General features: G+C 57.9%; 14 protein-coding genes. 13 read left to right on the top strand and 1 reads right to left on the bottom strand.

The features are described 5' to 3' along the window. Positions 1-318 precede the first annotated feature (318 nt). The 13 genes from G3M56_RS03525 to G3M56_RS03585 all read left to right on the top strand — a co-directional run bounded on the left by G3M56_RS03525 (position 319) and on the right by G3M56_RS03585 (position 13,819). The gene (locus tag G3M56_RS03525) at positions 319-1,995 is read left to right on the top strand and encodes a polyamine aminopropyltransferase (protein WP_164364999.1); all 1,677 of its coding nucleotides are present in this window, start codon (positions 319-321) and stop codon (positions 1,993-1,995) included. Between the two features lie 42 nt (positions 1,996-2,037). Continuing rightward, a complete protein-coding gene (locus G3M56_RS03530; protein WP_164365000.1) occupies positions 2,038-2,859 on the top strand; it encodes a hypothetical protein in 822 nt (273 codons plus the stop codon). Positions 2,860-2,887: 28 nt separating this feature from the next. After that, on the top strand, positions 2,888-3,793 hold the full coding sequence (locus G3M56_RS03535; RefSeq protein WP_164365001.1) for a DUF350 domain-containing protein: 906 nt from the start codon (positions 2,888-2,890) through the stop codon (positions 3,791-3,793). 27 nt (positions 3,794-3,820) lie between these two features. Continuing rightward, positions 3,821-4,642 carry a hypothetical protein gene (locus G3M56_RS03540; protein ID WP_164365002.1) on the top strand — a complete coding sequence of 274 codons (822 nt, stop codon included), beginning with the start codon at positions 3,821-3,823 and terminating at the stop codon, positions 4,640-4,642. A gap of 8 nt (positions 4,643-4,650) precedes the next feature. Next, the gene (locus tag G3M56_RS03545) at positions 4,651-5,739 is read left to right on the top strand and encodes a potassium channel family protein (RefSeq protein ID WP_164365003.1); all 1,089 of its coding nucleotides are present in this window, start codon (positions 4,651-4,653) and stop codon (positions 5,737-5,739) included. A 19-nt stretch (positions 5,740-5,758) separates the two neighbouring features. Beyond that, positions 5,759-6,169, top strand: a complete 411-nt coding sequence (locus G3M56_RS03550; protein ID WP_164365004.1) for a CesT family type III secretion system chaperone — start codon at positions 5,759-5,761, stop codon at positions 6,167-6,169. 12 nt (positions 6,170-6,181) lie between these two features. Beyond that, complete coding sequence (locus G3M56_RS03555; RefSeq protein WP_164365005.1) at positions 6,182-6,874, top strand: PspA/IM30 family protein; 693 nt, start codon at positions 6,182-6,184, stop codon at positions 6,872-6,874. Positions 6,875-6,938: 64 nt separating this feature from the next. Continuing rightward, entirely contained in the window at positions 6,939-7,349 is a 411-nt protein-coding gene (speD, locus tag G3M56_RS03560; protein ID WP_164365006.1) for an adenosylmethionine decarboxylase, read from the top strand. After that, positions 7,342-8,688: an AAA family ATPase gene (locus G3M56_RS03565; RefSeq protein ID WP_164365007.1), complete on the top strand. Its 1,347-nt coding sequence runs from the start codon at positions 7,342-7,344 to the stop codon at positions 8,686-8,688. Before speD ends, G3M56_RS03565 begins: the two co-directional genes overlap by 8 nt. A gap of 120 nt (positions 8,689-8,808) precedes the next feature. Continuing rightward, positions 8,809-10,986, top strand: coding sequence for an anaerobic ribonucleoside-triphosphate reductase (nrdD, locus tag G3M56_RS03570; protein ID WP_164365008.1), 2,178 nt, complete (start codon positions 8,809-8,811; stop codon positions 10,984-10,986). 127 nt (positions 10,987-11,113) lie between these two features. Continuing rightward, positions 11,114-11,584, top strand: a complete 471-nt coding sequence (gene nrdG / locus G3M56_RS03575; RefSeq protein WP_164365009.1) for an anaerobic ribonucleoside-triphosphate reductase-activating protein — start codon at positions 11,114-11,116, stop codon at positions 11,582-11,584. A gap of 567 nt (positions 11,585-12,151) precedes the next feature. Next, a complete protein-coding gene (locus G3M56_RS03580; RefSeq protein WP_164365010.1) occupies positions 12,152-12,940 on the top strand; it encodes an SGNH/GDSL hydrolase family protein in 789 nt (262 codons plus the stop codon). A 6-nt stretch (positions 12,941-12,946) separates the two neighbouring features. Beyond that, positions 12,947-13,819, top strand: coding sequence for a LysR family transcriptional regulator (locus G3M56_RS03585; RefSeq protein ID WP_164365011.1), 873 nt, complete (start codon positions 12,947-12,949; stop codon positions 13,817-13,819). 186 nt (positions 13,820-14,005) lie between these two features. Here G3M56_RS03585 and metH read toward each other — a convergent pair whose 3' ends face one another. Continuing rightward, the gene (metH, locus tag G3M56_RS03590) at positions 14,006-17,863 is read right to left on the bottom strand and encodes a methionine synthase (RefSeq protein WP_164365012.1); all 3,858 of its coding nucleotides are present in this window, start codon (positions 17,861-17,863) and stop codon (positions 14,006-14,008) included. Between the last annotated feature and the right edge of the window lie 62 nt (positions 17,864-17,925).

The following is a 17,925-nucleotide window of genomic DNA, read 5'->3' on the forward strand; positions in this document are numbered from 1 at the left end:
CTCGGATTAGGATTTGGATAAGGATAAAGATAACGAATGCAGGGCTCACGCGAAGCGTATGGAGCGACCACACTCATGTGGTCGGCGGACGGAGATGGTTTTTGAAATGGCGGAAGCCCTCCGATTCGACTGCAGGAATGCCGTCCCTCCAGCGCTGCGCGTGCATGGAACGGGCGGGGATGGATGACCTTCTTCGCTATCGGTATCAGCAATCAGCAATCAGCCAAGAGATCGGAGTGGTTGCTGGGATCAGTTACAAAAATCGGGCGAGTTTCTCATTTGAATTAGGTGTGGGGCGTGTACAGCTTTGCCCGACTCATGACAGATGCCGTATTAGAGACCCCGAAGGATGCCAGCCGCTGGAGGCTTGGGTTGTTGATGTTTTTGCTGGGAGGTTGTGGTCTGGCGTATGAGTACACCTTGAGCAAGATTGCTGCGGACCTGTTAGGTAACTCGGTTCAGCAATGGGCCACGATTATCGCAACGATGCTTTTTGCGATGGGAGTAGGGGCCGAGTGGCAGAAGCGGATCGATCAGGATCAGGTTTCTAGCCGTTTGGTGGATTCCCAGATGATCCTGGCGTTGGTCGGCGGATTCGGGCCGTTGTTGATGGTCTACAGCTTCTCGCTTCTGGCGGATTATTACATTTTGGTCCAATACGGGCTGGCGCTGGTGGTGGGCACGTTGATCGGGTTCGAGATCCCATTGATCATGCGGCTCAACGAGGATGAGGACCCTGAAATGCGTGTGAACCTGGCGCGGGTTTTGAAGATGGATTACATCGGTGCGCTGGTGGGGGCGCTGGTCTGGACGTTTCTATTTGTCCGTTACATGAGCATTTCCCAAGTGAGTTTTGCACTTGGGCTGGTGACGGTTGGGTCGACCTGTTTGATTTTGTGGATGTACTGGAAGCGGGTGGCCAAGGGAGGTGCCCGTTTGGTGCAGCTTGCGGTGGTGACGGCCCTTTTGATTACGGGATTTGTGTTCAGCAAGCCGTGGATGGTTCATGCCGAGCAGTTTTTGTATCGGGACCGCATCGTGTTCAGCGCGACGACTCCGTATCAGCACGTGGTGTTGACGGAGAACGCGGCTGGGAAGATCGGGTGTTATATCAATGGCCACCTGCAGTTTCGTGAGGAGGATGAGTTCATCTATCACGAGAACCTGGTGCATCCGGCGATGATGTTGGCACCTCAGCGGAAACGGGTGTTGATACTCGGCGGTGGCGATGGATTGGCTGCTCGGGAGGTGTTGAAGTACCCTGAAGTGGAGGAGTTGCTGCTGGTGGATATTGACCCGCAGATGACTGATCTGGCGGTGGATCAGCCGGATTTGGCGCGGATGAATGGCGGGGTATTGAAGGATGCGAGAGTGGTACGGGTGGAGGCTGGCGGAATTGAGATGGGCGGGGAGATGGATGTGAAGATGGTGAGTCGGCGCGATCCTGGGTTTCGCGGGGAGGGGCACAAGGTGGCCTCGGTGAGGGTGGTGAATGTGGATGCGGCTTCGTTTTTGCGCGAGGCTCCGGGTGTTTATGATGTGGTGATCATGGATTTCCCGGATCCGAGTTCCCCGGATTTGGCCAAGTTGTACAGTCGTCCTTTCTACGAGAACCTGAAGTCCTGTCTGCATGAGGGGTCGGTGATCGTTCAACAGAGTGGATCGCCCTATCATGCGAAGGAGGCCTTTTTGTGTATTGGTAGAACGCTGGCGCATTCCGGTTACTCGGTGATGCCCTATCACGATAACGTGCCATCGTTTGGGGAATGGGGCTGGTGGATTGGCGTGGCGGGAACGGGCAACGAGGAGACGCTGAAATCTGCGTTTGCCGGACTGAGCCGACGGGAGATTCCCGTGGATGTGGCGTATTTGACGCCTGAGTTGATCGGGGCTTCGGCTGCGTTTGGCAAAGGTCAGTTGGAGAGCGAGAACTCGGACATCACATCATTGACCGAGGGACGCGTTTACGATTACTACTCCCGCGCTTGGAAGTGATTGGGAGTTAGAATGGGTTAATAAATAGAAGATAAAATGAGTATGTTGATGAGATTTGGGGTGGGCTTATTCGGACTGATTTTTGCGTTTTCGTTGCTAAAAACGTGTAGCAGCCAGAGCAAGCCGGTGAGCACCGAGGTGATTGCCAAGGAGTACGCAAAAGGTCTCGATTTGAAGGCGGTGTCGGCGTTGGCGAAGCGGAGCAAGGATGCGGCCGACTTTGAAAAGCGCCTCAACTCGCCGGGGGAAAAGGTCAACAACCTGGATCTGAACGACGATGGGAATGTCGACTATATCAAGGTGCAGGAATATGGCTCGGGGAATGAGCGTGGGTTCTCGCTGACGGTGGAAGTCGAGCCTGGGAAGGTGCAAGAGGTGGCTACGATTCAGTTTGTCCGCGACGGTGACCGCGTGAACATGCAAACCAGCGGACATTCTTCGCTTTATGGAAGTGGTCAGCATTATCACTCGAGCTTTGGAATCGGGGACATGCTGTTGTTGGGTTGGTTGTTCTCCGATCGCGGCGGGCATTATGCATCGCCTTATGGATATGGGAACTACCCGCCGTATTACGCGCGGGGATGGAAGCGTAAGAGCACGGATCAATACCAACGTGAGTGGAGATCGGCCGGGGCGGGAACCACGTTCTCCAAGAGTTCCAAGCCGGTGGTGAAGACGACGGCAAAGTCACCGAACGCGAGCAAGGAGGCGGTGCGGTCTGAGATTTTGTCCAACCCGAAGAAGTCGCAACGTTCGTTCCAAAAGCGCACGAGCAGTTCATCACGGAGTGGTGGGTTCGGGCGGTCATCATTCGGATCCAGCGGAAGTTCGCGCAGTGGTAGTTCGTTTGGAGGCGGGAAGTAGAGAACTAGAAACTAAATTTAACTGAGCGATGATGACTGATTTGAAAGAACGTGTTGGGCAGTGGTTTGATGTTGAGCCTGTCTATCATTTGATCGGTTCTGGAGCTGCGATCTACTTTGTAGTGGCGTTGCTGTTGGTGTATGTGGCGAAGTTTGCCAAGGGGCGTGCCGTCTCGTTTGCTCTGAATGAGGAGCTGACGCAGAAGGACAACAAAGCGGTGGGAGTGAGCACGGTGGGCTATTTGCTCGGCGTGATGATTGTGATTCGCGGGGTGTTGGTTTCCGATGCCGACGCGCCGCTGGAGGAGTTTTTAATCAGCGACGTGCTGATGACCGTGGTTTGGTCGCTGGTTTCGGTGGGCTTGCTGTTGCTCTCCGCTGTGGTCAACGACAAGTGGTTGCTGCATTCGTTCTGTAACCGCAAAGAGCTGATCGAAGATCGCAACGTGGGGACTGGTGCGGTGGTCGCTTCTTCCTATGTGGGGACCGCGCTGTTGATTGCTGCGGCGGTGAGGGGCGCCTCCGAGGCCAGCTTCGTGGTCGAGTTGGTCGATACGCTGGTTTACTTCGTGGTCGGCCAGTTGGCTTTCATTATCACCGGCGTGCTCTACCAGCGCTTTACCGGATATGACATTCACGCCGAGATCGAGCGCGACAATGTGGCGGCGGGCGTGTCCTTCGGGCTGACGCTGATTGCGGTGGCTGTGTTACTCAGTGGTTATCTTCAGCGCAACGATTCGTTGATTGGTTTTGCAGCGTGGATTCCGTTGTCGATTGTGTTGTTGCTGACGGCGCGGGCGTTGGTCGACCGCTTCCTGATTTACAAATCGAGCATCAAAGAAGAGATCGCTCGTGATCAGAACTGGGGTGTGGCCTTGGTTGAAGGCGGGGTCGCACTTGGCGTGGCATTCATTCTCAATGCGGCATTCGCCTAATCGAACCCTCTTAAATTTTCGAAACCGATGAGCTCAGATTACGACGATCCGTGGACTATTAGTGACGAGCAGAAGATGCGCTTTGCCGCGTTGTTCCTGCTTGAGTATGTGATCAACAAGCCAATGCTTTTCAAGGTGTGGCTGGATCGCGATGATTCCGATCTGGAGCCAGTCCTTGAGTGGATGCTGGTGCAGAAGTGGATCGAGATCCGCGATGGGGATCACTACGTGCCGACCGAGCGTGGGCGCGAGGTTCTGGAAACCTTTATCAAGCGTTACGCGGAGTATGTGTACTTCTTCGATGTGTTCTGCGCGGTCGATCTTGGCGAGGGAAGTTTTGCCTTCGAGCGGTTCTTTGACTTCGATTCCGAGGAGGAATGGCACCGCTACTTGGATCAGGAGCGGTTTGAAGACCTGCGGATCGCAGTGGCGGAGTATTTGGATCTCGATGCGGTGGAGTTGGTGTTCATGCAGTTTGTGCGTGAAGAACGCTTTGGCCGGGATGCGACGGGGTGGCAGTTTGATCTTCTGCTAGGCGCGATCTGGGACGAGATCCTGGAGATTTGCAACGAGGCGCTCGACGTGAACGATCTCGGTTATGAGGACGATCAAGGAGTGGTCGATGGTGAAGTTGTGATCGAAGATGTGATCGGACAGGGCGGGGCGTTGTTGGGGCAACTGCTTGCGCGTGCCGACCGCGCTTTGAAGGGAATCTCCGATTCGAGCGGTGGGGCTGCCGATCGCGTGGTGCCGCCGGTGGAGTTTCCGCCTGCGTCGCGGTTTGATTTCGATCAATTCGCGCGAGGTGAGAAGAAAGACGACCTCTGGGATGAGATTTCGAAGCTCTAATTAGGACGATGTTTTTTTTACTGAGGAAGTGGTTCAACCGGAGCCACCGGGTGCGTGTGCGGGTCGCCAATGCGTTGATGCTGGCACTTGTTTTGAACTTGGTGTTCGGGTTGTTGTTTTATGCGGTTGAGCATCCGCACCACGACGGGCTGACGCTCGAGGATTCGATCTGGTGGGCGATGGTGACCATGACCACGGTTGGTTATGGCGACTATTATCCGGTGACGTTTGTCGGGCGGTATTTGATTGCCTACCCGTGCTTCCTCATCGGGATTGGATTTATTGGCTCGTTGATCGGGATCGTGGTGGATTCGGTGATCGGGCGGATGACGAAGAAGAGAAAGGGATATTCGACTATGTATTTGAAGAACCATCATGTGATCTGCCACTGCCCGAGTGAGGGCAAAGTGCTGCAAATTGTCAGCGAGTTGAGGGCTGCGCCTGGCTCCGAGGGCGTGCCTGTGGTTGTGATTAGTCCCGAGTTGGACGAGCAGCCGGTTTCTTTCCGCGAGCGCGAGATTCAGTTTGTGAAGGGAGACCCAACGGCAGGGGATGTGTTGCAGCGGGCTGCTGTTTGCGATGCGGCTGGAGTGTTGGTGTTGGCCGCGAACCCAGGGGACGCGTCTTGTGATGCCGAGACGTTTGCGATTGCCTCGGTGGTGAAGCTGACTTGCAACAATGCGGAGTCACGGTCGCGTTTGGTGCTGGAAATGGTTTCGCGCAGCAACCGTGAGCTCTTGGATGGGGCGGGAGCGGATGGAATTGTGGCGACCGAGGGGATTTCCGATCAGTTGTTGGTACAGGAACTGTGTAACCCTGGGTTGAGTGATGTGTTTGACCAGCTGATCTCTTATAAATTTGGAGCTGAATTCTACCTGACAGAATCGAGCCTGTCGGGTACGACCTTGGAGGCCGTGCAGATCGAGGCCATTCGTGGTTCTGGTCATGTGCAGGTGCTCGGGTTGCTGCGTGATGGCAAGACCATGTTTGCCAAAGGGGCGGATACGGTGATCCGGGAATCTGATCAATTGATCGTTCTTGCGGAGAGCCTGGCCGAGTTTCAAGCACTGGAGCAGCGGTTGCAGAAGTCTGCGTGATTTTAACCTAACTAACGAGATGAGTATCAAAATCAAACTACAGCGAACCGAGGAGCTTTCGGAGTTTCTCGAGCTAAATGGGTTCGAGGTCGAGGCCTTGGACAATGGCGTTTACCGGGTTCAGCGAGAGGGCGAGTTGCCGGTCTTTTTGAAGATGGTGGACGATCGTATTTTCTACGAGGTGGACTTGGGCAACGTGGATGAAATTTTGAGTGAAGAGCTGTTGCTTAGTCTGCTCGATCTCAATACGCAGATCCTGCCGGTGAGCTTCGGTTTGGACACCAGCAACCCGGATGACCGTCGTCTGGTCTTGGTGGAAAGCCGTGAGACTGGCGATATGAACGACAACGAGTTGTTGTCGGTTTTCGATGCGCTTGAGCTTGCGGTGGACCGCGCCGAAGAGCTTCTGGCACCAGCAGTGAATGGCTAACCTTTAAACGATATGAGTATTTTTTCCCGACTGTTCAAAGTAGGTCAGGCTTCGGTTGGCAAGGTGGTCGACAAGCTTGAGAAGCCCGAGTTGATGCTTGAGCAAGCGATCCGCGACAAAGAGAAGCAGATCCGTGAGTCGAAGCAGGCGATCCAGCAGTGCATTGCCACCGAGCGCCAGACCAAGGCGATGTTGGAGAAGGAGAAGTCCGAGAAGTTTGCCTGGGAGCAGAAGGCGGAAGCTGCGATGCGCGCCGGACGTGAAGACTTGGCGGTGAAGGCTCTCGAGCGAGCAAGCGAGCACGAGCAGCGCGCCAATGGGCTCCTCCCTAACTGGGAAAGCCAGCGTGCTGCCGTGGATGAACTCAAGACCGAGATCCAGAAGATGGAGGGCGAGATTGCCGAGTTCAAACGCAACAAAGACTTCATCATCGCCCAGAGTAAGGCGGCTCAGGTGAAGAAGGACATCTACGAAGCGAAGGCTCGTATCAGTAAGAAGGATCGTTCCGATGACTTGATGGCCCGGATGAAAGAGAAAGCCGAGCGTCAGGGATATGAGGCTGACGCTGCCAAGGAGCTTGCCGATGTATCGAGCGGTGCGACGTCGCTTGAGGATGAGTTCAAGGATCTGGGCGGGGCGGCAAATCCGAACGTTCAGGCCAAGCTCGACGCTCTCAAGAGCAAGCTGGGCGCCACGGCAAACTAATCTGTTCTACTTATGAGGCATCCCGGACGGGCGATTGCAGTCCGGGATGTCTGGATTTGATATTATGCCAGAGCATTCACCAGTGGGGCGCCATATTCTGCTCGAACTCAGCGGTTGTTCCGCGGCTTTATTGCGGTCGGAGGAGCAATTGGAGTGTCTGTTAGTTGAGGGGGCGCGCGCTGGTGGGGCTACTGTGGTGTCGAGTCATTTTCATGGGTTCGAGCCACAAGGGGTGAGTGGTGTGGTGGTGATTGCGGAGAGTCATGTGACGATCCACACGTGGCCGGAGCATGGGTATGCTGCGGTTGACGTGTTTACTTGCGGTGAGCACTTGGTGGCGGATTGCGTGGGAGATGAAGTCGTGGCTCGTCTGCGGGCGGATCATGTGAAACGCACCGTGGTCAACAGGGCGCCTGCCGGATCGGATGTGTTGCCCCCGGTTAGTCAAAATGTGGAGGGTGCCTGTTATGCCTGAAACGCTGGCTTATCGATGCACGCAGGGCGCTGCTGAGTTGATGCATGGGTTGGTGGCGTCGGAAGGGATCGCGCCGCTGGATCTCGACTATGAGTTGTGGTTTGTTGTCTTTCTGAGCAGCCGTATCGACGGGGGGCTGAGTGAGCGTGAGAAGCGTTATGCGCGTGCGGTGGCGGCGCAATTGGGGTGGTCGTCGGCGCACGAGCATTTGTTGGATGGGCGGATCATGTCGCAGCCCAGTTACGACCTGAGTGCGGTTCGGTACGGACGTGAGCATGCTGCCTGGGGCGAGTTGTTGTTCAGGGTTGCAGTGGGGGCCGCTCTGGCGGACGGCGGCATGAACTATGAGGAGGAGATTTTTATAGAGAACCTGGCGCATGAACTGTTGAGCGATCAGGGGCGTGCCGCGGAGGTGATTGCCTGGGCGCAGGGCCGGGGTGAGCTGGAGCTGCCGAAGGTTGAGGGAGAGAAGCCTGCCGATTCACAGGTCGGTGAGGTGCCGGAGGAGTCGCTGGAGGAATGTTTGGACGCGCTCAATTCCTTGGTCGGGTTGGATTCGATCAAGAAGGAAGTGGAGAAGCTGGTGAGCTACATCACGATCCGCAAAGCGCGGGAGGAGCACTCGCTGCAGGTGCTTGGGATGTCCCTGCACATGGTCTTCGCGGGCAACCCGGGGACGGGTAAGACGACAGTTGGTAGGATCATTGGGCGCATCTTCAAAGCACTGGGTGTGTTGGAAAAAGGACACCTGGTGGAGACCGATCGTTTGGGTTTGGTTGGTCAGTTTGTGGGCCACACGGCGAAGAAGACCGATGACGTGGTGCGCAGCGCGTTGGACGGGGTGCTCTTCATCGATGAGGCGTATGCGCTGCTAGGCGGTGGCGAGAACGATTTTGGGCAGGAGGCGATCGATACGCTGGTGAAGCGGATGGAGGACTACCGCGAGCGCTTGGTGGTGGTGGTGGCCGGCTATCCGGACGAGATGGACGAGTTCATTGATTCCAACCCCGGATTGCACTCGCGGTTCAACCTGCACTTTGATTTCGAGGACTACAGTGGCGAGCAGTTGCTGGGCATCATGCGCATTCTGTGTGACAAGAACCAGTATCAGTTGGCGGCGGATGCGGAGGCGTATTTGGAGAAGTCTTTGGCCGCAGAGGTGGAGTCGGCTGGGCAGGGGTTTGGCAACGGGCGCCACGTGCGCAACTTGTTTGAGTCCGCGGTTCGGGCGCAAGCGGTGCGCTTGGCGATGGGGGGCGACCAGTGGACCAAGGAGCAACTGAAGGAGCTGGTGGCGCGGGATTTTGGCGCATCTTCGGAAGTCGTTGGAGAAGCGTAGGCTGGAGCGGGAGTGGGCTGGAAATGCTGCCGAAAGGTACGCGAGTGGAATCTGGGAAATCGGCACAGTGGAGGGTTGGTCTCGCCAAGAAATCGCTACATGTGGTAGCCAAGCGAGACCATGAACACAACATCTAGTGCAATTCAGACAACGCTGTTTGACGTACCGAATGGGCTTCCTTACCCGTTGGTGACCAAGAGGGATGGGAGCCGGGTGCCCTTTTCCTTGGAGCGTATTGCGCAGGCTGTGTACAAGGCGGGACTGGCCGCACAGATCGACGATTTCGCGTATGCGGGCCAGGTGACGGCGTCTGTCACGGCGAAGATGATGGGCCGTGACGAGGTGTGTGTGACGGAAATTCATCGGATGGTCGAGAACGAAATGATGGCGGGTCCGCATAAGGAAGCGGCGCGTGCCTATATTGAGTTTCGTCATGACCGCGACAAGGCGCGTGAGCGGGGGAGTCAGCTCAACCGTGAGATCGAAGGCTTGGTAGAGCAGAGCAATACCGAGCTGATGAATGAGAACGCGAACAAAGACGCGCAGGTGATACCGACCCAGCGTGATTTGTTGGCAGGGATCATCGCGAAGCACTACGCCAAGCAGTACATTCTACCGAAGGATGTGGTGGCTGCACATGAGTCGGGGGACCTGCACTACCACGATTTGGATTACGCGCCATTTTTCCCGATGTTCAACTGCATGCTCATCGACCTGAAGGGGATGTTGACCCAGGGCTTCAAGATGGGGAATGCGGAGATTGACCAGCCGCGCTCGATTTCCACGGCGACGGCGGTGACGGCGCAGATCATCGCGCAGGTGGCGAGCCATATTTACGGTGGGACCACGATCAACCGGATCGACGAGGTGTTGGCTCCGTATGTGACCTGCAGTTATGAGAAGCATCTGGAGACGGGCGAGAAGTGGCAGGTGGCGGATCCCGAGGCGTACGCGATGGCGTTGACGGAGAAGGAGTGCTTCGATGCGTTCCAGTCGCTGGAGTATGAGGTGAATACATTGCACACCGCGAATGGGCAGACGCCATTTGTGACTTTTGGTTTCGGGCTTGGGGAGTCGTGGCAGTCGCGGATGATCCAGAAGTCGATTTTGGAGAACCGGATCCGGGGACTGGGCAAGCGCCACAAGACGCCGGTGTTCCCCAAATTGGTGTTTGGGATCAAGCGCGGGCACAACAGCCGCCCCGAGGATCCGAACTACGATATCAAGCAGCTGGCGCTCAAGTGCGCGTCCGAGCGGATGTATCCGGATATCTTGAACTACGACAAGACCGTGGAGGTGACGGGCTCGTTCAAGTTCCCAATGGGCTGCCGCAGTTTCCTCGGCGCGTATGAGTGCGATGGCGTGGAACAGCACGAGGGACGTAACAATCTGGGTGTGGTGAGTTTGAACCTGCCGCGTATCGCCATTGAGGCGCAGGGGAATGAGTCGCGTTTCTTCGAGTTGCTGGGCGAGCGTCTGAAGTTGGCTCGCCGTGCGTTGGACACGCGGATTGCGCGTTTGCAAGGGGTGAAGGCGCGAGTGGCGCCGGTTTTGTACATGGAGGGTGCGTGCGGTGTGCGGCTGAAGGCAGATGATCCGGTGTCGGACATCTTCAAGGATGGGCGTGCGTCGATCAGCCTGGGGTACATTGGATTGCACGAGACGATCAACGCGCTCTATCAGAACAAAGAGCACGTTTACAATTCAGCCGAACTGCGGGCCAAGGCGCTGGGTATCGTGAAGATGCTGAAGGGGGCGGTCGATGCGTGGAAGGCGGAAACCGGATATGGCTACAGTTTGTACAGCACGCCGAGTGAGAACCTTTGCGATCGCTTCTGCCGCTTGGACTTGAAGCGTTTCGGCCAGATCGAAGGAGTGACGGATAAGGGGTACTACACGAATAGCTTCCACTTGGATGTGGAGAAGAAAGTGAACCCATACGACAAGCTCGACTTCGAGATGTGTTATCCGCCGGTGGCTAGTGGTGGGTTTATTTGTTACGGCGAGTACCCGAACATGAAGCGCAACATCGAGGCGCTTGAGGATGTGTGGGATTACAGCTACGACCGTGTGCCGTACTACGGGACCAACACGCCGATCGATGAGTGCTACGAGTGTGGGTACACCGGCGAGTTCGACTGCAAGGCCAGTGGGTTCACTTGTCCGAAGTGTGGTAACAACGATCCGTCCAGGGTGTCGGTGACACGTCGGGTTTGTGGTTACCTCGGGAACCCGGATGCGCGTCCGTTCAACGCGGGCAAGCAGGAAGAGGTGAAGCGCCGCGTGAAGCACATGTAGGGCGGCGGATTTCGATGTGTTCAGACAGGATTCACATGATTGTTGTGATTTCATCTGCGGGCCGTCGGAGTGGGTTCTTGCAGCCTCAGCGATCCCATGAAGCGGTTGAAATCTTCGCTTGGTTGAAATGAACTACCATCGCTATATCGACGTGGATGTGGTCAATGGACCGGGCACCCGCTGCACGCTATATGTGGCGGGGTGCGAGCATCATTGCCCCGGGTGCTATAACGCATCGACGTGGCCATTGAACTCGGGGCATCCGTTTTGTGATGCGTTGGCGGATCAGATTGTGGCGGACTTGAACGACACGCGGATCCGTCGGCGTGGGTTGTCGCTGACGGGGGGCGATCCGTTGCATCCGGAGAATGTGCCGGAGGTGTTGAAGCTGGTGCGGAGGGTGCGTGCAGAGTGTCCGGGCAAGGATGTTTGGATGTGGACGGGATACACGTTTGAGGCGTTGACTTCGGCGCAGCGTGAGCTGGCTCAGATGGTGGATGTGCTGGTGGATGGTCGTTTTGTCCAGGAGCTGGCGGATCCTGAGTTGTTGTTCCGTGGGTCGTCTAACCAGCGGCTGATCGAGGTGGGGAAGGTGTGAGGTTGGGGGCGCGGTTAGAGGTGTGGCGGGGCTGAGAGTCAACGACAGGAGTGTCGTTGGTCCATCGGGGAATGGTGGAGTGACGGGCTGTGATGGAGTGACCACACTCCTGTGGTCGAGGAGAGGCGAGTGAGGACGGAGTGATCTTGGACATACGGAGCTGTCGGGCAACGACAGGAGTGTCGTTGGTCCATCGGGGAATTGTGGAGTGACGGGCTGCGATGGAGCCACCACACTCCTGTGGTCGAGGAGAGGCGAGTGAGGACGGAGTGATCTTGGACATACGGAGCTGTTGGGCAACGACAGAAGTGTCGTTGGTCCATCGGGGAATGGTGGAGTGACGGGCTGCGATGGAGTGACCACACTCCTGTGGTCGAGGAGAGGCGAGTGAGGACGGAGTGATCTTGGACATGCGGAGCTGTCGGGCAACGACAGGAGTGCCGTTGGTCCAGCGGGGAATGGTGGGGTGACGGGCTGCGATGGAGCAGGGGTACTCTGCTGAGGCGTGAGGTGGACGCTGTCGCTTCGCGCTTGCTTTGTCGGGCGGATTGGCGCGTGATGCTGGGCATGCATTGGATTGCGACAGTTGTGGTCGGCGTGTTGCTGATGGTTGGAACGGTGGTAGCAGGTCCGGCGGAGGACGTGCGTGCGCGGGTGAAGCAGGAGGGTGCTGGGTTGAAGGTGTTGTTTGTCGGCAATAGCTACAGCTTTGAGGTTCCGAAGGCGTTCGCCAGGGTAGCCAAACGAGAGGGGCATGGGCTGGAGGTGAGTCAGGTGACCAAGGGTGGGCAGCGGTTGAGCGGCCATGCGGCGGATGAGAATCTGAAGCAGCAGATTGCGGAGGGCGGATGGGATGTGGTGGTGCTGCAGGAACAAAGCCAACTGCCTTCGTTTCCGGCGGGGCAGGTGGATGCCCAGTGCGTGCCGGCGGTGCGGCAATTGGTGGCGACGATCCGCGATGCAGGGGCGGTGCCGGTTTTGTTCCAGACCTGGGGGCGGCGGGATGGAGACCGCCAGAACCGGGGCGATGATGATTTTCTCAAGATGAACCAACGTCTGGCCGCGGGGTATGCCCGCATGGCGGCATCGGTGGACCCGGCGCTTTACGTCGTGCCGGTTGGCGATGCGTGGGCTGCGGTGATGGCGGGTGGCAATGGCGGCGCACTCTATCAGCGGGATGGGAGCCATCCGTCCATGGCGGGTGTGGAGTTGGCGGCTGCGACCATTTATGCCGCGCTCTATTATGACAAACCGGAGGCGGGATCGCTTTCGCAGACCGAGGGTGTGGACCGGCAACGTTTGATTGACGCGGTAAGCCAGGCCATGCGCCAACAGGGGCAGGCCGCCAAGCAGTGATTTGATATGGAACTACGACAACTCCAGTACTTCGTGGCGGTGGCCGAACTCGGCGGCATCTCCGCGGCAGCGCGTCAGGCTAACATTACGCAACCCGCATTGAGCCGGCAGATCAAGGCGCTCGAGGATGAGTTGGGTGTGGCGTTGCTCGAGCGCGGTGCACGGTCGATTTCGCTCACGGCAGCTGGTGAGTTGATGGCGGACGAGGCGAAGCGGATTCTGAATGCGTGCGAGTCGTTGGCGTACCGGGTTCAGGTAGCGGGGCGCCAGGTTTGTTTGCGGGTGGGGTATGCGCCTTCGTTGGCGGCGCCTTATCTTGGGCCGGCGTTGGAGAAGTTCCAGCAACTGCATCCGCATGCGCGCTTTACGTTGTCGGACCTTTCGAGTGCGGAGATGCGGGACCGTTTGATTGCCGGCGATCTGGACGTGATTATTTCCGTGCCCTCTGATCTGAAGGATGCCGAGGTGGCGTGGACCAAGCTCGACGAGCCTGAGTGGGCGGTCGCGGTGCCGGTTGGTCATGCGTTGGCGAAGGTCGGCGCGGTGAAGCCTGAGGATTTGTCCGGTGAGCGTGTGTTGATGTTCGACCGCCACGAGTACCCCGAGTATTGGGATTCGGTGAGCGGTTATTTCCGCAAGCATGGGATTAACGCGAAGGTCGCTGGTGAGTTCGACAGCGTGACCAGTCTGGGCGCGGCATTAGAGGCGGGGCTTGGGTTGGCGTTGATTGCCAAGGCCAGCCGGATCGGTGAAAGCGATCGGGTGAAAGTGGTGAGCGTATCACCGGCACCGAGTGGGATTTGCACGGCGGTCGGGGTTTCTGCGAAGCGCGAGCTTGCCGACGCGGTGCGCGAGTTTGTGAAGCTCTTGGGGAGTTAGGGGTGTGGTAAACCGTCCCTGCGGGACGCGAATCGGTTCGCGTCATTCCCCGGAGGTTGAAACCTCCGGCCAACTAGTAACGCGTCGCTGCACGACGGGGCGCAGGCAACGCGAGCTATCCCATACTGCCTTGATGTGTGAGTTGGTGGCCCGATCGGTGGCGCTAATGCGGACGATTGGGCGCTGCTAGTCTTGGTAGCCGAGCCATGGGCCGAGCCATTTTTCGGCTTCGGTGACCGACCAGTTTTTGCGTTCGGCGTAGTCTTCGATCTGATCTTTTTGCAGTTCGCTGATGGCGAAGTACTTCGACTCAGGGTGGGAGAAGAGCAGTCCGGAAACGGCGGCACCTGGGTGCATCGCGCAGGATTCGGTGAGTTCGACGCCGGTCTTTTCGGTGGCGCCAAGCAGGTCGAAGAGTGTGATCTTTTCGGTGTGGTCGGGCTGGGCCGGGTAGCCTGGAGCCGGACGGATGCCGCGGTAGATCTCTTTGATCAGCTCGTTGTGGTTGAACTCATTCGAGCGCTCGTAGCCCCATGCCACACGGGCGCGGTGGTGGAGCAGCTCGGCAAATGCCTCGGCCAGGCGGTCGGCGATCGCTTTGATCATGATGCCCTTGTATGGGTCGTGCTCGGCAGTTTCGACTTCGTTCGCCCACTCGTGTGCGCCGTGGATGCCGACGACAAACCCACCGACATAGTCGTTGCCAGCTGGTGTGCCGGCAGGTGCGACGAAATCGCTCAATGCAGTGTGTGGTTTGTCGGTTTCCTTTTCAATCTGCTGGCGCAGCGTGTGGAATGTGGCGCGTGGCGTGGTGCGCGAGTCATCGGTCCATACGGTGATGTCGTCGCCTTTGCTGTTAGCCGGGAAGAACCCATAGACACCGCGCGCGGTGAAGCGCTTGTTGGCGATGATGTCTTCGAGCATTTCCTGTGCGTCGGCGAAGAGTTGCTGGGCCTGCTGGGCGCCTTCTTCGTTGCGGGTCTTGAGGAAGCCACCTTCGCGGTCCCAAACGCCTCGAAGCTCCCAGGCGTGGAAGAACGGTGTCCAGTCGATGTACTCGGCGAGCTCGCGCAGCGATTGGTTCTCCATCACGCGGGTGCCGGTGAACTCAGGCTGGGCGGGACGGTAGTCGTTCCAGTCAAATGCCGGCTTGTTAGAGCGGGCTGATTTGAGCGAGATGGTTGGCTTGCGCTTTTTGTTAAACCCAGCGCGCAGCTTTTCGTGACGGGCTTCGTTATCGGCGATGAACTGGGCGCTGTGTTCTTCGCTGATGAGGTTGGTGGTTACGGGCACCGATCGCGAGGCGTCGAGCACGTGGATCACCGGGCCGCTGTAGTGTGGCGCGATTTTCACCGCGGTGTGGGCGGCGGAGGTGGTGGCGCCACCGACCATGACCGGGAGCTTCATGCCACGGCGTTCCATTTCCTGGGCGACGTTGACCATTTCGTCGAGCGACGGGGTGATCAATCCGGACAGACCGATGACGTCGGCTTTGCGTTCGATTGCGGTGTCGAGGATCTTTTCGCACGGGACCATTACGCCGAGGTCGATGACGTCGAAGCCGTTGCAGGCGAGCACGACGCCGACGATGTTTTTGCCGATGTCGTGGACGTCGCCTTTGACGGTTGCCATGACGACGCGGCCGGCGGTCATCGATTTCTCGGCTTCGTGGCGGGCGTCTTCGGTGGTGAGGGATGGATCCTTTGCCTGGAGGTCGGCGATGATCCCCAGGATTTTCTCTTCCTTCTCCGCTTCCATGAACGGCTCAAGGTAGGCCACCGATTTCTTCATCACGCGGGCGGACTTCACCACCTGCGGCAGGAACATTTTTCCAGCGCCAAACAAATCGCCGACCACCGACATGCCATCCATTAATGGTCCTTCGATGACCTTGAGCGGGCGACCGTACTTTTGGCGGGCCTCTTCGGTGTCCTCGGTGATGAAGGTGTCGATGCCCTTGAGCAGTGCGTGCTCCAGGCGTTTTTCGACCGGTGCTTCGCGCCAACTGAGGTCGGCTTGTTGTTGTGCTTTTTTAACACCCTTGAACTGCTCGGCAAAGTCGAGCAGGCGCTCGGTGGCTTCCGGGTCGCGGTTGAGGAGCACGTCCTCGACGTGCTTGAGCATGTCAGCAGGGATTTCGTCGTACACTTCGAGCATACCGGCGTTGACGATGCCCATGTCCATGCCAGCCTTGCCAGCGTGGTAGAGGAACGCGGCGTGCATGGCTTCGCGCACCGGGTTGTTACCTCGGAACGAGAACGAGACGTTGGAGACACCGCCTGAGACTTTTGCACCGGGGAGGTTCTCCTTGATCCACTTGGTGGCTTTGAAGAAGTCCACCGCGTAGTTGTTATGTTCTTCGATGCCGGTGGCGACGGTGAGGATGTTCGGGTCGAAGATGATGTCCTGCGGGTTGAATCCGACTTCATCGACGAGGATGCGGTAGGCGCGTTCGCAGATGCGGATTTTCTCTTCGTAGGTGGCGGCCTGGCCGTTTTCGTCGAAGGCCATGACGACCACCGCCGCGCCGAACTTCATGATCGTGCGGGCGTTGCTTTTGAAGGTTTCTGCGCCTTCCTTGAGCGAGATCGAGTTGACGATGCCCTTGCCCTGGAGGCACTTCAGTCCGGCGACGAGGATCTCCCACTTCGACGAGTCGACGGTGATCGGAACCTTGGTGATATCGGGTTCCGACTGCACCAGGTTGAGGAAGCGTGTCATCATTTCCACGCCGTCGATTAGGCCGTCATCGAAACAGATGTCGATCACCGGGGCTCCGTTGTCGACCTGCTGGCGGGCGACGCTGAGGGCGTCCTCCAGTTTGCCTTCCTGGATGAGTTTGCGGAAACGTGGCGAGCCTGCGACGTTGGTGCGCTCACCGATCATGAGGAAATTCTTGTCGTCCGTGTGGTTGTACGGTTCGGTGCCGGATAAGCGCAGCAGTGGTTCGATGGTCGGGCGCTTGCGTGGAGCGATTCCTTTGACGGCGCGGGCAATCGCCTCGATGTGCTCTGGTGTGTTTCCGCAGCAGCCACCGGCCAGGTTGATGAAGCCGGATTTGGCGAAGTCGCCGAGGTGGCCGAACATGTCGTCCGGCAGCATTGGGAATCCGGTAGGCGACAGTGGATCGGGCATGCCGGCGTTCGGGTAACATGAGACAAAGCTCTCGGCGACGCGGCTGAGCTCCGAGATGAACGGGCGCATCTCGTCTGGGCCGAGCGAGCAGTTCAAGCCAACTGCCAGTGGCTTGACGTGGGCGACCGCGTTCCACAGCGCCTCGACTTTTTGCGCCGAGATCATGGTTTCACCGCCACGGCCGACCGCGGCCGAGATGATGATTGGCAGACGGAAGCCGTCTTCTTCGAACACATCCTGGCTGGCAACGAGGGCGGCCTTTGAGTTGAGGGCGTCGAAAATGGTTTCGACCATCAGGATGTCGACACCGCCTTCGACCAACGCGCGGATCTGGCGCTTATAGTCTTCGTAGACTTGGTCGAATGTGACGACGCGGAAGCCCGGATCGTCTGGGTCTACCGCTGAGTTGTTGAGGCCGACGGTCATTGGTCCGATCGCACCGGCGGCGTAGCGTTTGATGCCGGTTTCTTCGGTCATGCGGTCACAGGCTTCGCGTGCGAGCTGGGCCGACTTGACGTTGATCTCCCAGGCAAGATCGCGCAGGAATGGATCGTCGATCACCTTTTGGTAGAAGTCCGGATCCTTGCGGCCTTTGCCGGACTCGCGTGGGTCCTCGACGAAGAACTCCGACTGCGCGATCGACGTGCCCGAGAACGAGTTGGTCTCGATGATGTCCGAGCCGGCTTCGAGGAAGCGGCGGTGGATATCGCTGATGACATCGGGACGCGTGATGGAAAGGATGTCGCCGTTGTTGAGAAGGTCTTTCTCGCTGTCCTTGAAGCGCTCGCCGCGGGCGTCTTGTTCGGTGAGTCCGTAGCCACGGATGGTAGTGCCCATGGCGCCATCGAGCATGAGGATACGTTGCTCCAGGGCGGCGGTGAGTTCAGCGGTCGAGTCAGGACGAGGCATGGGGCAGTGTAGCGGCGGGTGTTGGATCTGCAACAATGAATCTACGCATCGTGATATGTTGA

It is taken from the genome of Sulfuriroseicoccus oceanibius, assembly GCF_010681825.2.
Lineage (GTDB): Bacteria > Verrucomicrobiota > Verrucomicrobiia > Verrucomicrobiales > SLCJ01 > Sulfuriroseicoccus > Sulfuriroseicoccus oceanibius.